The 15,270-nt window shown below is 72.5% G+C and carries 16 protein-coding genes; 10 read left to right on the top strand and 6 right to left on the bottom strand.

Going from position 1 to position 15,270, the window contains the following annotated elements; translation table 11 throughout:
- Positions 1–127: 127 nt before the first annotated feature.
- Positions 128–727 (bottom strand): nucleotidyltransferase family protein, encoded by a 600-nt coding sequence (locus tag ABZX90_RS35340; RefSeq protein ID WP_351132632.1) that lies wholly within the window; start codon positions 725–727, stop codon positions 128–130.
- Between the two features lie 210 nt (positions 728–937).
- Between ABZX90_RS35340 and ABZX90_RS35335 the strand changes: the two genes are divergently transcribed.
- Positions 938–1,261: a DUF5955 family protein gene (locus ABZX90_RS35335; protein ID WP_351132630.1), complete on the top strand. Its 324-nt coding sequence runs from the start codon at positions 938–940 to the stop codon at positions 1,259–1,261.
- A 60-nt stretch (positions 1,262–1,321) separates the two neighbouring features.
- Here ABZX90_RS35335 and ABZX90_RS35330 read toward each other — a convergent pair whose 3' ends face one another.
- Both ABZX90_RS35330 and ABZX90_RS35325 read right to left on the bottom strand, forming a co-directional pair.
- On the bottom strand, positions 1,322–1,954 hold the full coding sequence (locus ABZX90_RS35330) for a response regulator transcription factor (RefSeq protein ID WP_355211873.1): 633 nt from the start codon (positions 1,952–1,954) through the stop codon (positions 1,322–1,324).
- Positions 1,951–3,216, bottom strand: coding sequence for a sensor histidine kinase (locus tag ABZX90_RS35325; RefSeq protein WP_355211870.1), 1,266 nt, complete (start codon positions 3,214–3,216; stop codon positions 1,951–1,953). The genes ABZX90_RS35330 and ABZX90_RS35325 overlap by 4 nt, the downstream gene beginning before the upstream one ends.
- 222 nt (positions 3,217–3,438) lie before the next feature.
- Here ABZX90_RS35325 and ABZX90_RS35320 point away from each other — a divergent pair, with 222 nt between their 5' ends.
- Both ABZX90_RS35320 and ABZX90_RS35315 read left to right on the top strand, forming a co-directional pair.
- Positions 3,439–4,479 carry an FtsX-like permease family protein gene (locus ABZX90_RS35320; protein ID WP_355211867.1) on the top strand — a complete coding sequence of 347 codons (1,041 nt, stop codon included), beginning with the start codon at positions 3,439–3,441 and terminating at the stop codon, positions 4,477–4,479.
- A 70-nt stretch (positions 4,480–4,549) separates the two neighbouring features.
- Complete coding sequence (locus ABZX90_RS35315; RefSeq protein ID WP_355211864.1) at positions 4,550–5,266, top strand: ABC transporter ATP-binding protein; 717 nt, start codon at positions 4,550–4,552, stop codon at positions 5,264–5,266.
- Between the two features lie 106 nt (positions 5,267–5,372).
- On the opposite strand, the gene ABZX90_RS35310 is transcribed toward ABZX90_RS35315, so the two are convergent.
- Positions 5,373–6,179: an IclR family transcriptional regulator gene (locus tag ABZX90_RS35310; RefSeq protein ID WP_351132620.1), complete on the bottom strand. Its 807-nt coding sequence runs from the start codon at positions 6,177–6,179 to the stop codon at positions 5,373–5,375.
- 335 nt (positions 6,180–6,514) lie between these two features.
- Here ABZX90_RS35310 and allB point away from each other — a divergent pair, with 335 nt between their 5' ends.
- The gene (allB, locus tag ABZX90_RS35305; protein WP_351132618.1) at positions 6,515–7,855 is read left to right on the top strand and encodes an allantoinase AllB; all 1,341 of its coding nucleotides are present in this window, start codon (positions 6,515–6,517) and stop codon (positions 7,853–7,855) included.
- Positions 7,856–8,023: 168 nt separating this feature from the next.
- Positions 8,024–9,172: an allantoicase gene (gene alc, locus ABZX90_RS35300; protein WP_355211859.1), complete on the top strand. Its 1,149-nt coding sequence runs from the start codon at positions 8,024–8,026 to the stop codon at positions 9,170–9,172.
- 276 nt (positions 9,173–9,448) lie between these two features.
- Here the strand turns inward: alc and ABZX90_RS35295 are convergent, their stop codons facing one another.
- Complete coding sequence (locus ABZX90_RS35295) at positions 9,449–10,180, bottom strand: SDR family oxidoreductase (protein WP_351132614.1); 732 nt, start codon at positions 10,178–10,180, stop codon at positions 9,449–9,451.
- Positions 10,181–10,502: 322 nt separating this feature from the next.
- On the opposite strand from ABZX90_RS35295, the gene ABZX90_RS35290 reads away from it, so the two are divergent.
- From ABZX90_RS35290 to ABZX90_RS35275, 4 genes are all read left to right on the top strand, one after another.
- On the top strand, positions 10,503–10,952 hold the full coding sequence (locus ABZX90_RS35290) for a hypothetical protein (RefSeq protein WP_355211855.1): 450 nt from the start codon (positions 10,503–10,505) through the stop codon (positions 10,950–10,952).
- Between the two features lie 162 nt (positions 10,953–11,114).
- Positions 11,115–11,930: an AIM24 family protein gene (locus ABZX90_RS35285; protein WP_355211852.1), complete on the top strand. Its 816-nt coding sequence runs from the start codon at positions 11,115–11,117 to the stop codon at positions 11,928–11,930.
- A gap of 185 nt (positions 11,931–12,115) precedes the next feature.
- Positions 12,116–12,724: a dihydrofolate reductase family protein gene (locus ABZX90_RS35280; RefSeq protein ID WP_355211849.1), complete on the top strand. Its 609-nt coding sequence runs from the start codon at positions 12,116–12,118 to the stop codon at positions 12,722–12,724.
- 240 nt (positions 12,725–12,964) lie between these two features.
- Positions 12,965–13,357 (top strand): ribonuclease, encoded by a 393-nt coding sequence (locus ABZX90_RS35275; RefSeq protein ID WP_351132606.1) that lies wholly within the window; start codon positions 12,965–12,967, stop codon positions 13,355–13,357.
- A 119-nt stretch (positions 13,358–13,476) separates the two neighbouring features.
- On the opposite strand, the gene ABZX90_RS35270 is transcribed toward ABZX90_RS35275, so the two are convergent.
- Entirely contained in the window at positions 13,477–13,683 is a 207-nt protein-coding gene (locus ABZX90_RS35270) for a hypothetical protein (RefSeq protein WP_355211845.1), read from the bottom strand.
- A gap of 179 nt (positions 13,684–13,862) precedes the next feature.
- On the opposite strand from ABZX90_RS35270, the gene ABZX90_RS35265 reads away from it, so the two are divergent.
- Positions 13,863–15,137: a sensor histidine kinase gene (locus ABZX90_RS35265; protein WP_355211842.1), complete on the top strand. Its 1,275-nt coding sequence runs from the start codon at positions 13,863–13,865 to the stop codon at positions 15,135–15,137.
- The last annotated feature ends 133 nt before the right edge of the window (positions 15,138–15,270 follow it).

Genomic DNA, 15,270 nt, shown 5'->3' with positions numbered 1-15,270 from the left:
GGGCGCCCTCGACACGACGGGGCGCTTCTGAGCAGTGGATACTAGTTTCCTCATGGTGGAAGTTCAATGGTTTGTTGATGTCGAGATTCTCCGGGTCGACAGAAGGTGGCGCTCGGTGCCATCCCGTTCACTCAAGGTGGACCAGGTCGGCCTCCGTGTCGATGTCGTACGCCCGCGCCACATCCCCGCACTCGACGAGGGTGACCGTGTCCTCGTGGGCCTTCAGATAGGCGCGGGCGCCCCGGTCGCCGGTGGCCGTCGCCGCGATTCCGGCCCAGTGGCCGGCCCCGAAGAGCACCGGGTGGCCGCGTTCCCCGTCGTAGGCCGCCGCGGCGAGCGACAGCGGGGAGGCGTACGCGGCGAGCACCCGGGCCACCGCCTCCCGGCCGATCCCCGGCTGGTCGACCAGCGACACCAGCGCGGCACGCGCGCCCGAGTCCGCCAGCGAGGCGAGACCCGCCCGCAGCGAGGAGCCCATGCCCTCCTCCCACCGAGGGTTGTCCACGAGGACACACCCGGGCAGCGACGCCTGATCCCGTACGTCATCGGCCCGGGCGCCGAGGACGACATGGACGCGGGTGCAGCCGCCGGCGCGCAGCACCCCGACCGCGTGTTCGACGAGGGGGCGTCCCCGGTGGGACAGGAGTGCCTTGGGGCGGCCCCCGAGGCGCCGTCCGCCGCCGGCCGCCAGCAGCAGCCCGGCCACCTCGTCCTTGTTCTCCGTCATGTCCCCTGCATACCCGACCGGGCGGGACGACGCCCCGGAACCCGGGCCGTCACTCCAGTGTCCCTGGGCTGAATTTCGGTCCGCGCAGTGGCGCCCGGCGCATCGGGTGGCGTTTACTGGCCCGCGTCCCCCGGCGCCCGACCACCGCCACGGGGAGCTGGAGCCGACCGAGGACGGACCGACGCACAACGGCGTGCGAGGGGGAGAGCTGTGTTGCGGAGCTTGGGGCAGAGGCCAGTGACCGGCAGCGACGAGGACCCGAGGGTGGCGGAGCTACGGACCGCCGTCTCCCGGCTGCGCCGTGAACTCGCCGCGCATCCGGCCGAGTTCCCCGACCGCGGCATCGCCGAGGACGAGCTCGCGGCCCTCGCCGCGATGGCCGCCGGAGGCGACCCCGAGATCCCCCGGCTGCGCCGCTCCCTCCTCCTGGTCGCGGGCGCGATCGGCTCGGTCAGCGCCCTGGCGACCCGTCTCGCGGACGTCCGCAGCGCGGTGGAACTCTTCGGAGAACCCCCTCACCGAAGCCTGCGCTGACCCCGGGCTTGGGTCGCCCGAGCCCCCCGGGGGGCGTGTCCGGCACCGCCTCGGCCCCCCTCAGCCGTGTCTGCGGATGACGCCTCGTTCGGTGGCCGCCGCCACCGCCGACGTGCGGGAGTCCACGCCCAACTTCGCGTAGATGTGCACCAGGTGGGACTTCACGGTCGCCTGGCTCAGGAACAGCTTCTTGCTGATCTGCTGGTTCGAGAGACCGTCCTTGACCAGTTCGAGGACTTCCAGTTCGCGTCTGCTGAGGGCGGCGGCGGGGGTGCGCATCCGGTCCATGAGACGGTCGGCGACCCTCGGGGCGAGCGCCGAGTGACCCGACGCGGCGGTGCGCACGGCGGCCGACAGCTCCTCCGGCGGGGCGTCCTTGAGGAGATAGCCCGAGGCGCCCGCCTCGACCGCGGCGAGGATGTCCGCGTCCGTGTCGTACGTCGTGAGGACGAGGACACGGGGCGCGCCGGGGCGGGCCGTGATGGCCGCCGTGGCCTCCGCACCGTGCATCCCGGAACCGAACTGAAGGTCCATGAGGACGACGTCCACGCCGCCCGCCCCGGCGCGCTCCACCGCGGCCTCCGCCGTCGGCGCCTCCGCGACGATCTCGAAGTCGGGCTCCCCGGACAGCACGGCGCGCAGTCCGGCGCGGACGACGGGATGGTCGTCCGCGAGCAGCAGGCGGATGCTCACCCGTGGCTCCCCACGACGCGCGGCAGCGGAAGCCGGCCGTGGTCGGCGGACGCCGTCCCCGGCGGCTCCCCGGTGACGGGCAGCGGCAGCGTGACCGCCACCGCCGTGCCCTGCCCGGGAGCCGACTCGACGGTGAACGTCCCGCCCAGCGACTCCGCCCGCGAGCGCATCGCGGGGAGACCGAAGCCCCCGTCCGCAGGGTCCGGTTCCGCACGGTCCCCGTCCGGCCGTACGTCGCCGGGGGCGAAGCCGACACCGTCGTCGACCACGTCCAGCGCGACCGTGGTGTCCATGAAGCTGAGCGTGATCTCCGCGCGGTCCGCGCGGGCGTGCCGCAGCGTGTTGCCGAGCGCCGACTGGGCGATCCGCAGCAGGGCCACCTCGTACGGGGTCGGAAGCCCGGCCGGCGGGCCGCTCACCGAGAAGCGGACCTTCGGCGCGTCCACGGCGGCCGATCGGCACAGTCGCTCCAGCGCGGCCGCGAGCGAACCGTGTTCCAGATCGGGAGGGGTGAGGGCGCGCACGAAGCGGCGGGCCTCGGCGAGGTTGTCCTGGGCGGTCGAGCGGGCCTGCTCCAGGTGCGGGGCCGCCGGGGAGCCCGCGGGCAGCAGACGCTGGGCGGCGCGCAGCAGGAGCTGGATGCTGGACAGGCCCTGGGCGAGCGTGTCGTGGATCTCGCGGGCGAGCCGCTCCCGCTCGGCGAGCGTGCCCGCGGCGCGCTCGGCCTCGGCCAGCTCGGCGCGGGCGGCGATGAGCTCCTCGATGAGTTCGCGGCGGCGCTCGCTCTCCCGGTACAGCGCCTCGTACCCGAGGACCGTGGCGACCGCGACCGCCGCCCCGAGCAGCGGTCCGATGAACGCGCCGGGCGTGAGGGGAGCGCCGTGCGCCACGAAACTGGCGATGGCCGCCCCGGCGGTCAGGGCGACCGCCGGCAGGCTCCAGCGCACGGGCAGCAGATGCAGCTGCAGGAAGTAGAGCGGGAACGCCACCCACAGCCCGTCCGGCGAGAACGTGATCAGCACCAGCCAGCTCGCGCTCAGGGCGGCCACCCACAGCGCGGCCGCACGCCGTGAGCGGTGCACCGCCGGGCCGACCGCTCCCGCCACGAGCACCGCGCCGGTCACGAGGACCGACAGGACGACCGCCGTCGGGTGCCCGCTGTCCCCGGAACGCAGGGCGGCCAGCAGGAGGAGCCCCGCGAGCAGGACGTACAGGCACAGGCGCAGGACGGCGACGACGGGGGAGGGGCGGCGGACGTTCATGGTCGTTCCAGGGTAGGCGGGTCAGGGCGGGCGCCGGTCAACCGAAAGGTTGAAAGCGGGCTGCCTCCTTCGCCCGCGCGGCCTCGCTCCCCCGTCCGCGGGCGCTCCTCCCTCCGGTCCGGGGCGGTCCGCATCCCGGCGGGCACGGCCCCCTCTTTCGGCGCGGGTGAACCATGCCGCGGCGCGATGCCCCGGACACGGTCCGGGCCGCAGGGTGGAGGCATGTTCGTCGCATGGAGAGACCTACGGTTCGCCAAGGGGCGGTTCACGCTCATGGGATCCGTGGTCGTACTGATCACCCTGCTCGTGGGGCTGCTGTCCGGGCTGACCGCCGGGCTCGCCGAGGAGAACACCTCGGCGGTCACCGGGCTGCCCGCCGACCACCTCGCCTTCGCCGCGCCGCCCACGGGGCAGTCGGTGTCCTTCACCGGCTCGGCGGTCTCCCCGCGCGCGGTGCGGACCTGGGACGGCAGACCGGGTGTCACCTCGGCCGAGCCGATCGGCATCCGCACCCTGAACGCGGCCGCCGGGAACCGTACGGCCGCGGTGTCCTCCTTCGCGGTGCGGCCGGGCTCCGGGATCGCCCCGGCCGGGGTCGCCCCCGGCCGTGCGGTGCTCTCCGAGAAGGCCGCCGCCGAGCTCGCGGTCGGGCCAGGCGACCGGGTGCGGCTCGGTGGCACCGAGCGGACGGTCGCGGCCGTCGCGGGCCACGCCTCGTACAGCCACACGCCCGTGGTGTGGACCGACCTCTCCGGTCCCGCGACCGTGATCGCTCTGCGGACGGCCGACGGCGCCGACCTGCCGGCGGCCGACCGTGCCGCCGGCACGAAGACCCTCACCAGGGACGACGCCCTCACCGCCATCGGCTCCTACCGCGCCGAGAACGGCTCGCTCCAGCTCATGCGCGGCTTCCTCTTCGTCATCTCGGCGCTCGTCATAGGGGCGTTCTTCACGGTCTGGACGATCCAGCGGTCGTCCGACATCGCGGTACTGAAGGCGCTGGGCGCCTCCACGCCGTATCTGCTGCGCGACGCGCTCGGCCAGGCGCTGCTGATGCTCACCGCCGGAGCGCTGCTCGGTACGGGGCTCGCCGCCGGAGCCGGCGCACTCGTGCGGGGCGGCGACGTGCCGTTCGTGCTGGACGGACCGACCGTGCTCGGACCCGCCGCCGTGATGATCGCCCTCGGGGCGCTCGGCGCGGGCCTGTCCGTCCGGCGGATCACCGCCGTCGACCCGCTGACGGCGCTGGGAAGCGCCCGATGAGGGCGCCGGGGGAGTGCCCTATGACGACGGCGCGCGGAAGCGCCGGACCGACCCCACGAGAGAGTGCCCCATGAGCCTGACGCTCGACGACATCACCCTCACCTACCCGGACGGTGAGGGGCGCCTGACCGCCCTGGACGGTGTCGGCCTCCAGGTGCCGGCCGGAACCATGACGGCCGTCGTCGGCCCCTCGGGATCCGGCAAGTCCAGCCTCCTCGCGGTCGCGGCGACCCTGGTCACCCCGGACCGCGGGCGCGTTCTCGTCGGCGGTACGGAGACGGGGACGCTGACCTCCGCCGAGCGGGCCGTCCTGCGGCGGCGCGAGATCGGGATCGTGTTCCAGCAGCCGAACCTGCTGCCCTCGCTGACCGCGCTGGAGCAGCTCCAGGTGATGGGTCACCTGGACGGACGGCGCCAAGTGACGGACCGCGCAAGGGAGTTGCTTGCCGCGGTCGGACTCGGCGATCTGGCGCACCGGCGTCCCCACCAGCTCTCCGGCGGTCAGCGCCAGCGTGTGAACATCGCCCGCGCGCTGGTCAACGAGCCGTCCGTGCTCCTGGTCGACGAACCGACCAGCGCCCTCGACCACGAACGGGGCACGGCGGTGCTCGACCTGCTGGTCCGGCTCACCCGTGAACGCGGCACGGCGACCGTCCTCGTGACACACGACCGCGCCCACCTCGGCGAGGCGGACGCGGTGCGGGAGATGGCGGACGGGCGGCTGGAGGCACTCGCCGGAGCCTCTGGGCCGAGTGGAGTCGAAGTGAGCGGAGCCGAATTGAGCTGAGCCGGACTGAGGTGAGCTGAGCTGGGGTGGGGTGAGCCGAGCTGGGCGCGAGTCCGGGCTCGCCCGGCCGGGACGAGGTCGGCGCCCCGGTCGGTCCGCGCCCCGGTCAGGCGGCGCCGGGGCCCGAGCTCGCCAGGGCCTCCGACAGCTCGGCCGCGACCTGCTGGAGCACCGGCACGATCTTCTCGGTGGCGGCCTCGGTGACCCGGCCGGCCGGACCGGAGATCGAGATCGCGGCGGCGGTCGGGGAGTCGGGCACGGAGACGGCCAGGCAGCGGACGCCGATCTCCTGCTCGTTGTCGTCGACCGCGTAGCCGGCCCGGCGCACCTCCACGAGTGCGGCGAGGAAGCCGTCCGGCGTGGTGATCGTCTTCTCCGTGGCGGCGGGCATCCCGGTACGGGAGAGCAGCGCGCGCACCTCGTCGTCCGGAGTGTGGGCCAGCAGCGCCTTGCCGACGCCCGTGGAGTGCGGCAGCACCCGGCGGCCCACCTCGGTGAACATGCGCATGGAGTGCTTGGACGGCACCTGGGCGACGTAGACGATCTCGTCGCCGTCGAGCAGCGCCATGTTCGCGGTCTCGCCGGTCTCCTCGACCAGGCGCGCCAGATAGGGGCGGGCCCAGGTGCCGAGCAGCCGGGAGGCGGACTCGCCGAGGCGGATCAGACGGGGGCCGAGCGCGTATCTGCGGTTGGTCTGCTGGCGTACGTACCCGCAGACCACGAGGGTGCGCATCAGCCGGTGAATGGTGGGCAGCGGCAGCCCGCTGCTCGCGGAGAGCTCACTCAGACCGACCTCGCCCCCGGCGTCCGCCATGCGCTCCAGCAGATCGAAGGCGCGCTCGAGGGACTGGACACCGCCACTGGAAGAGGACGATTTGGCGGCGTCGGTGGTGCTGGCGCTGGACGGCGGCACGGCGGCGGTCCTTTCGGGGCGCAGAATCGAGAGGATCGAGAAGGGTGACCCGAAGAGTCTCGAGTGGGGCGGTGGCGGTGGCGGGCAGGCAGAGACGCAGCCTACCCGGCAGTCGGTCGACTCCCAGGTTGTACATAGCTACATTCTGCTTGTCGGAATTCTACTTCCGCTGTATGGAAACATCCGGAGCGAGGCCGGTCGGGGGCAGAGTGGAGAAGTGACCCTTGACGGCGCGAGGGCCGGAGTGAAGACTCCTTCAACAGAAAGTTGAATTCCGTTACGCGGAAGTAAACCGGCGACAGCGGGAGTCAACGGCGGCAGAGAGAGGGGTCCGGGTGTCCGACGTCGAACTGGTGCTGCGCTCGACGCGCGTCATCACTCCCGAAGGGACGCGCGCCGCTTCGGTCGCGGTCGCCGCGGGGAAGATCACGGCCGTGCTCCCGCACGACGCCGAGGTACCGCGAGGCGCCCGGTTCGAGGACTTCGGCGACGACGTCCTGCTGCCTGGCCTCGTCGACACCCACGTGCATGTGAACGACCCCGGCCGCACCGAGTGGGAGGGCTTCTGGACCGCGACGCGCGCCGCGGCGGCCGGAGGCATCACCACCCTGATCGACATGCCGCTCAACTCCCTCCCGCCGACGACGACGGTCGGCAACCTCCGTACGAAGAAGGACGTCGCCCGCACGAAGGCGCACATCGACGTCGGCTTCTGGGGCGGCGCGCTCCCCGACAACGTCAAGGACCTGCGGCCCCTGCACGACGCCGGTGTCTTCGGCTTCAAGGCCTTCCTGTCGCCCTCCGGGGTCGAGGAGTTCCCCGAACTGGACCAGGAGCAGCTCGCCCGGTCCCTCGCCGAGATCGCCGGGTTCGGCGGACTGCTGATCGTGCACGCCGAGGACCCTCACCACCTCGCCGCCGCCCCGCAGAAGGCCGGCCCGAGGTACGCCGACTTCCTCGCCTCGCGTCCCCGCGACGCCGAGGACACCGCCATCGAGAGCCTCATCGAGCAGGCGCGACGCCTCGACGCGCGCGTGCACGTCCTGCACCTGTCGTCGAGCGACGCGCTTCCGCTGATCGCCGCCGCGAAGGCCGAGGGCGTTCGGCTGACCGTGGAGACCTGCCCGCACTACCTCACCCTGACCGCCGAGGAAGTCCCGGACGGCGCCAGCGAGTTCAAGTGCTGCCCGCCCATCCGTGAGGCCGCCAACCAGGACCTGCTGTGGCAGGCGCTGGCCGACGGCACGATCGACTGTGTGGTCACCGACCATTCGCCGTCGACCGCCGACCTCAAGACGGACGACTTCGCGACCGCGTGGGGCGGTATCTCCGGCCTTCAGCTGAGCCTGTCCGCCGTCTGGACCGAGGCCCGGGGGCGCGGCCACGGTCTGGAGGACGTGGTCCGCTGGATGTCCTCCCGTACGGCCGAGCTGGTCGGCCTCGGCGACCGCAAGGGCGCCATCGCGGCGGGCCGCGACGCCGACTTCGCCGTGCTCGCCCCGGACGAGACCTTCACCGTCGACCCCGCCGCCCTCCAGCACCGCAACCGGGTGACGGCCTACGCGGGCAGGACCCTCAGCGGCGTCGTGAAGTCGACCTGGCTGCGCGGCGAACGCATCGTGGCCGAGGGCCGGTTCGCCGAGCCCGCCGGACACCTCCTGACGCGCCACCCGTAACCCATCACCGTTCCTCATCACCCCCACCACCCCCTCCACCGCCCACTACTCACCACCACTTACCAACCCCCCACCACGATCCGCATCCCCGACCGCCGCACCGCACTCCGGCACCCGCACCGCAACCGCACCCGCAAACGGCCGACCCAGAAAGGCAGACCGATCATCGTGACGGCGCAGCGCACACCCGTTTTGGCCACGTTCACCGGAGACGCGAACCCCTACGGAGGCGGCGACCCCTACGCGGACTACCGCACCGCCGACTTCCCCTTCACCCAGTACGCCAACCTCGCCGACCGGCAGCTCGGCGCCGGGGTCGTCGCCGCCAACGACGAGTTCTTCGCCGAGCGCGAGAACCTTCTCGTGCCCGGGGCCGCCGCGTTCGACCCCGAGCACTTCGGCCACAAGGGCAAGATCATGGACGGCTGGGAGACCCGTCGGCGCCGCGGCGCGTCGGCCGAGCACCCGTGGCCGACCGCAGAGGACCACGACTGGGCCCTGGTGCGCCTCGGCGCCCCCGGTGTGGTCCGCGGGATCGTGGTCGACACGGCCCACTTCCGCGGCAACTATCCGCAGGCGGTGTCGGTCGAGGGCGCGTCGGTGCCCGGTTCGCCCTCCCCCGAGGAACTCCTCGCGGACGGCGTGAAGTGGACGACCCTCGTACCGCGCACGGCGGTCGGCGGTCACGCCGCCAACGGATTCGCCGTCTCCGTCGAGCAGCGCTTCACGCACCTGCGCGTCAACCAGCACCCGGACGGGGGCATCGCACGGCTGCGCGTGTACGGCGAGGTCGTGCCCGACCCGCGCTGGCTGTCCGCCCTCGGCACCTTCGACGTGGTCGCACTGGAGAACGGCGGACAGGTCGAGGACGCGTCCAACCTCTTCTACTCACCCGCCACCAACACCATCCAGCCCGGCCGCTCGCGCAAGATGGACGACGGCTGGGAGACCCGCCGCCGCCGCGACAACGGCAACGACTGGATCAGCTACCGGCTCGTCGCCCCGTCAGAGATCCGCGCCATCGAGATCGACACGGCGTACCTGAAGGGCAACAGCGCGGGATGGGCGGCGGTATCGGTGAGGAACGGTGACGATGGCAGCCAAGGCGACGAAGGCGCGTGGACGGAGATCCTGCCCCGCACCCGCCTCCAGCCCGACACCAACCACCGCTTCACCCTCGCCGCACCCGTCGTCGGGACCCACGCGCGTGTGGACATCTACCCGGACGGGGGCATCTCCCGGCTGCGCCTCTTCGGCTCCCTGACGGAGGAGGGCGCGTCACGCCTGGCGGCGCGCCACCAGGAGCTGGGCGGCTGAGCCTTCCGGCTCCGACACCGGGGCCGGAGGCCGGCACGGGGGCCGGAAGCCGTCACCGGTGACGGAAGCCGGCACGGGTCCGGAAGCCGGCACAGGTCCGGACCGTGCCGGGTTCCGGCCTGTTCCGGGTCCGGCCCATGCAGCTACGCGGGTGCGGCTCCGACGTCTTGGGCCGTGTGGGGGGTCGGGTCAGGCCGCGCGGGGGTCGCGGGGCCGGGTATGGCTCCGACGGGTTACGCCGCACGGAATTCGCGGGGCCGGGTACGGCCTCGACGGTTACGCCGCGTGGCCTCCGTCCACCGCGAACTCCGCCCCCGTCACATACGCCGCCTCGCTTCCCGCCAGATACGCGACCATCGAGGCGACCTCGTCGGCGGCGCCGAAGCGGCCGAGGGCGGTCATCGCGGACTGGCCCGGTGCGTACGGGCCGTCCGCCGGGTTCATGTCCGTGTCGATCGGGCCGGGATGGACGATGTTGGCGGTGATCCCGCGGTCGCCCAGTTCCCGCGCCAGCGCCTTGGTCAGGCCGGTCAGCGCGGACTTGCTCGTGGCGTAGAGCGTTCCCCCGGGGCCGGGGACCCGCTGGGTCATGCAGCTGCCGATCGTGATGATCCGGCCGCCGTCCCCGAGGTGCGGCGCGGCGGCCCGGGAGGCCAGGAAGACCCCCCGGACATTGACGGCGAGCACCCGGTCGACGTCCGCCAGGGACAGGGAGTCCAACGGTCCCAGAACACCCACGCCGACGTTGTTGACGAGCACGTCGAGCCTTCCGAACTCCGCGACGACCCGGTCCACCACCCCGCCGGCCTCCACCGCGTCCGAGGAGTCCGCGCACAGGGCGAGTCCCCTGCGCCCGAGCGCCTCGATGCTCCGTACGACGTCCTCCGCGGCCTCCTTGCCCTTCACATAGGTGACAGCCACGTCCGCGCCCTCGCGGGCGAGACGCAGCGCCGTCGCGGCCCCGATGCCCCGGCTGCCACCGGTCACGAGGGCCACTGTTCCGTTCATGGTTCCTTGAGAAGTCATGCGTCCATCCCAGCGGCCCCGCCCCTCCGATGCTGGCGGCGAACGGACACAGCCCCTGAGCGCCAAGCCCGAACCGACTCCGCACCCGGGCCGAGGCCCGCCGACGAGATCACCGGCGAAGCCGGCGGCCGGCCCCCAGGTGAGACCAGCCCCACCACTGAGCGGCGCCCCCGCAGCCGCACCCCGAAGCGCCGCCCGAAGGCGAGCACCACGTGACCACGTACGCCTCGACCAGGGAGCGCGGCTCGCGCCGCATCGGGCTGGCCAACAGCGCCTTTCCCCGGCACGGTAGCGTGGCCCTGACATGCGCCGAATCCTTCTCATACCACTGCTGGCGGCGGCCCTGACGGGATGCTCGCTCCTCGGCCAGGACACGCCGTGCACCATGGCCGATGGGGACTCGCAGGTCTCCGCTGTGTGGCGGCCCGCCGACTTCGGCAGCCTGGACGCGGCGAAGATCCGACTGTGCGTGCGCGGCACCTGCGAGGAGCGGAGGTCGGGCAATGCCCATGACCCCTTCGCCTCACTGTCGGTCCGACTTCCCGACGACATCGGTGCGTCCACCGTGCCGGTGCGGCTCACCGTGACGTCCGCGAAGACCGGTGGCACCGTCGTCGAAGACAGCACCCGGGCCACGCTGACGGAGCAGCACCCCAACGGCGCATCCTGCGCGCCCACCGTCTGGACGGCGACGTTCCGTGCACACCCCGACAAGGGCCTCACCTCGCCCAAGGGTATGAAACTCCAGGGCTGAGTCACCCTACGCAAGCGTCCCCCGGCACCCACCGAATGAGCGCCGACGGGCGAAGGCCGCCAAGATCCTCAAAGGACACCGCGTTCACCCGGCGCCGCACGGGGCGCCGCGCCTCACCCGATGGGCCGGAACTCTTCGCTCCGCCTCCCGCGTTCTTCTGGCGTGACTCTTCAGCAAGAAATCGTCGGCACCGCCATGCAGATGGCGGTCGTCAATCTGCGCCTCGGCCAGACCGTGTACTGCGAAGCGGGAAAGTTCCTGTTCAAGACCACCAACGTGACCATGGAGACGCGGCTCTCCGGGCCGTCGGGCGGCGGTGGCGGCCAGCAGCAGGGCGGTGGCGGTGGCATGGGCGGCATGCTGCGCCAGGCCGTGGGCACCGCCATGCAGGCCGGCCAGCGCGCCCTTGCGGGCGAGTCGCTGGCGTTCCAGTACTTCACGTCGACGGGCGGCGAGGGCACCGTCGGCTTCGCGGGCGTGCTGCCCGGTGAGATGCGCGCCCTGGAGCTCGACGGTACGCGCGCGTGGTTCGCCGAGAAGGACGCCTTCGTGGCGGCGGAGTCGAGCGTGCAGTTCGGGATCGCCTTCCAGGGCGGCCGGACCGGGCGAAGCGGCGGTGAGGGATTCGTCCTGGAGAAGTTCACCGGGCACGGCACGGTGATCATCGCGGGCGCGGGCAATTTCATCGACCTCAACCCGGCCGACTTCGGCGGCCGCATCGAGGTCGACACGGGCTGTGTGGTCGCCTTCGAGGAGGGCATCCAGTACGGCGTCCAGCGCATCGGAGGCCTCAACCGGCAGGGGCTGATGAACGCGGTCTTCGGCGGCGAGGGCCTGTCGCTCGCCACGCTGGAGGGCAACGGACGGGTGATCCTTCAGTCCCTCACCATCGAGAGCCTCGCCAACGCCCTGAGAAAGGCCCAGGGCGGCGACAAGCAGGGTCCGACGGGCGGGCTCTTCTCGACCAACGCCGGGTGATGCGGTCGCGGGATCGTTCGGAGACATCCCGGGTGGCTCCGGGGCGGGACCGGCGGGACCGGCAGGACCGGCGCGACCTGTGGGACGCATGCCGGGTGGGTCCGTCGCGGGACCGATGAGTTGCGGGCGCCGGTGGGGTCTGCCCTGATGACAACAGACCCCACCGCAAGGAAGCAGGCACCGTCATGGGCAAGCTCACGCTCACCGCTTTCGTCACGCTCGACGGAGTCCACCAGGCGCCGGGCGGTCCCGAGGAGGACCCGAGCGGCGGTTTCGAACAGGGCGGCTGGAGCGTCCCGTACGGAGACGAGGACTTCGGACGCTTCATGACCGACGTCTTCTCTAACGTGGACGCCTTTCTGCTGGGCAGGCGCACATACGAGATCTTCGCGGGCTACTGGCCGAAGATCACCGACCCGGCCGACCCGATCGCCTCCAAGCTGAACGCCCTGCCCAAGTACGTCCCCTCCTCGACGCTCACGCAGCCCGCCTGGGAGGGCACCACCGTGATCACCGGCGATCTCGGCAGAGAGGTCGCCGCCCTCAAGGAGCGCACCGAGGGCGAGCTCCAGGTCCACGGCAGCGCCGCGCTCGCCCAGTCCCTGTTCGCGCTCGACCTGGTCGACACCCTGCACCTGCTGACCTTCCCCGTCGTGCTCGGCGCCGGACGCCGCCTCTTCGCCGAGGGCGCCGCCCCCACCGCCGTCCGGCACGCCGGCGGCACCACCACTGGCGCGGGCGTCGCCATCCACACGTACGAGCGTGAAGGCCGCCCAACGTACGGCAGTTACTAGCCGGATGCGCGCCGCCCGCCGTGCGGCTCCTAGCTCCTGTGAGTCGCCTCGGCGGGCAGCGCGCCCTGGGGGCGAACGGCTCGGGGTGACGGGCCTGGTGAGCGGTGTTCCGGTGGCTTCGGGGACCGCGTGAGGGCGCCGCGCGACAGGTTAACTCCCGGAAAATTCATCGGACTTGGCGGGAGAAATCAGTTTCCTTGACATTGACATGTCATGGTCTACGCGCGTCATTCTAGGTCCATGAGATTCCCCCCACGTACCACTCGTATCGGTGCCCTTGTGGCCCTCATGTCCGCCCTGCTCGTCGGCGGCACCGCCGTGGTTCCGGCCAACGCGGCGGCGACCGCCGTCGGCGGCATCTGTTACAGCGCGCTGCCGTCCCAGGCGTACGACACGCTGGACCTGATCGAGTCGGGAGGCCCCTTCCCGTACTCGCAGGACGGGGCGGTCTTCCAGAACCGGGAGGGTGTCCTGCCTTCCCAGTCCACCGGGTACTACCACGAATACACGGTCAAGACGCCCGGCTCCTCGACGCGTGGCGCCCGTCGCATCGTGACCGGCAAGAAGACCCTGGAGGACTACTACACCTCGGACCACTACGTCACGTTCAGGCTGATCAACTTCGGCTGCTGATCCGCCGGCGATCACCAGGGTCGGTCGTGATCCGTTGTGGTCCCTGGCGACCCGTAGTGATCCGCCGTGATCCGCCGTGATCGGCCGGTGGGCGGGGCCGCCGGAAGTCCGGTCCGTGTTCAGCCGGGCTTCCGGCTCTCGGCCGCCGCGAACAAGGCGAACGCCAGTACGAGGAGTGCGGCGCTCGCGTAGATCTCGTAACCGTCGAGGAAGCCGAGCCGCTGCACGAGCCCCCACCCGTGCAGTCGGCCGGTGATCTCCTGGACCAGACCGAGGACGCCCTGAACCAGGGCGACAAAACCGAGCACCTCCAGCAGCTGCTTCATGGGACGACCCTCGCCCCGCGGACCCCCCACGTACATCGGCCGCGGGGCGAGGCATGTCCGACCGAAGTCGCGGGAGGCCGCGCTCCCGGCCGGACCAAAGTCTGAAGCGGGTCGACTTTGGTCGGTGATGGTGCTCGCGGGGAGGTGGCGGAAGGCCCGGCTGCGTAGATTTGTCGACCGTGAGTGGTGACAATCCGGCGCCCGCGCCCCGTGACGTTCCCGCGCCGACCCTCCCCGGTCGGCGCTGGCTGCTGCCCTCGGCCGTGGCCGCGGAACTCGACCCCGACGCCGAGCGTGCGCGGCGCTCCGGACGGCCGCGGCGCACCCTGCGCGACTGGGTCGTCGACTTCGGCCTCTTCCTGCTGGCCGTCGTCATCGGACTCGCGGCCGCGAACACCCTGACCGACGACCCGAACACCCCGCACGGCCTCGCCGTCGCCGACCAGTGGATCGGCGCGCTCGCCTGCGCGGCGGTCTGGCTGCGGCGGCGGTGGCCGCTGGGGCTCGCCGTCGCCATGATCCCCGTCGGGCTGGTCTCGAACACGGCGGGCGGTGCGGGCCTGGTCGCCCTCTTCACCCTCGCCGTGCACCGGCCCTTCCGCTACGTGGCCTGCGTCGCCGGCGTCCAGCTCGCGCTGCTCCCGGCGTTCTTCTGGCTGCGGCCCGACCCGGACCTGCCGTACCCCGCCGCCATCGCCGTCACCGCGCTGCTCACCTCGGCGCTGGTCGGCTGGGGCATGTTCGTACGGTCCAAGCGCCAGCTCATGCTGAGTCTGCGGGACCGCGCGCGGCGGGCCGAGACCGAGGCGGCGCTGCGGGCCGAGCAGGCGCAGCAGCTCGCCCGCGAGGCGATCGCGCGCGAGATGCACGACGTGCTCGCGCACCGGCTCACGCTGCTGAGCGTGCACGCGGGGGCGTTGGAGTTCCGGCCCGACGCGCCCCGGGAAGAGGTCGCCCGGGCCGCGGGGGTCATCCGGGAGAGCGCGCACGAGGCCCTGCAGGATCTGCGCGAGATCATCGGGGTGCTGCGGGCCGGGGACTCCGACGACGCGGGGCGGCCGCAGCCGACGCTCGCGGCGCTCGACGGGCTGGTCGCCGAGTCGCGCTCCGCCGGGACGAAGGTCGTCCTCGACAACCTTGTCGCCGACCCGGCCGCCGTGCCCGCGTCCGTCGGCCGCACCGCGTACCGCATCGCCCAGGAGGGGTTGACCAACGCCCGCAAGCACGCGCCCGGCGCGGAGGTCACGGTGACGGTGCGCGGGGCCGCCGGAGACGGCCTGACCGTGACCGTCGCCAATCCCGCGCCGCCGGGTGAGGTGCCGAACGTTCCGGGATCCGGGCAGGGGCTGATCGGGCTGACGGAGCGGGCGACGCTGGCGGGAGGGCGGCTTGAGCACGGGGCGGTGGGGGGTGGGGGGTTTCGGGTTCGGGCTTGGTTGCCGTGGGGTGCGTGAGGGTTCGCTCGCGCTGGCGTCAGGGTGGGGGCCGGTGGGGGGCCGGCGTCCGGGTGCGTTGTGGGTCGGGGCCGTGCCGGTACATCCGCCCGTCGCCGTTGGATCAGACGTGGGTTTCCGAGGGAGCCGCTGC

This window comes from Streptomyces sp. NPDC002935, assembly GCF_040611295.1.
GTDB lineage: Bacteria > Actinomycetota > Actinomycetes > Streptomycetales > Streptomycetaceae > Streptomyces.
This window is presented reverse-complemented; position numbering and strand designations above follow the sequence as displayed.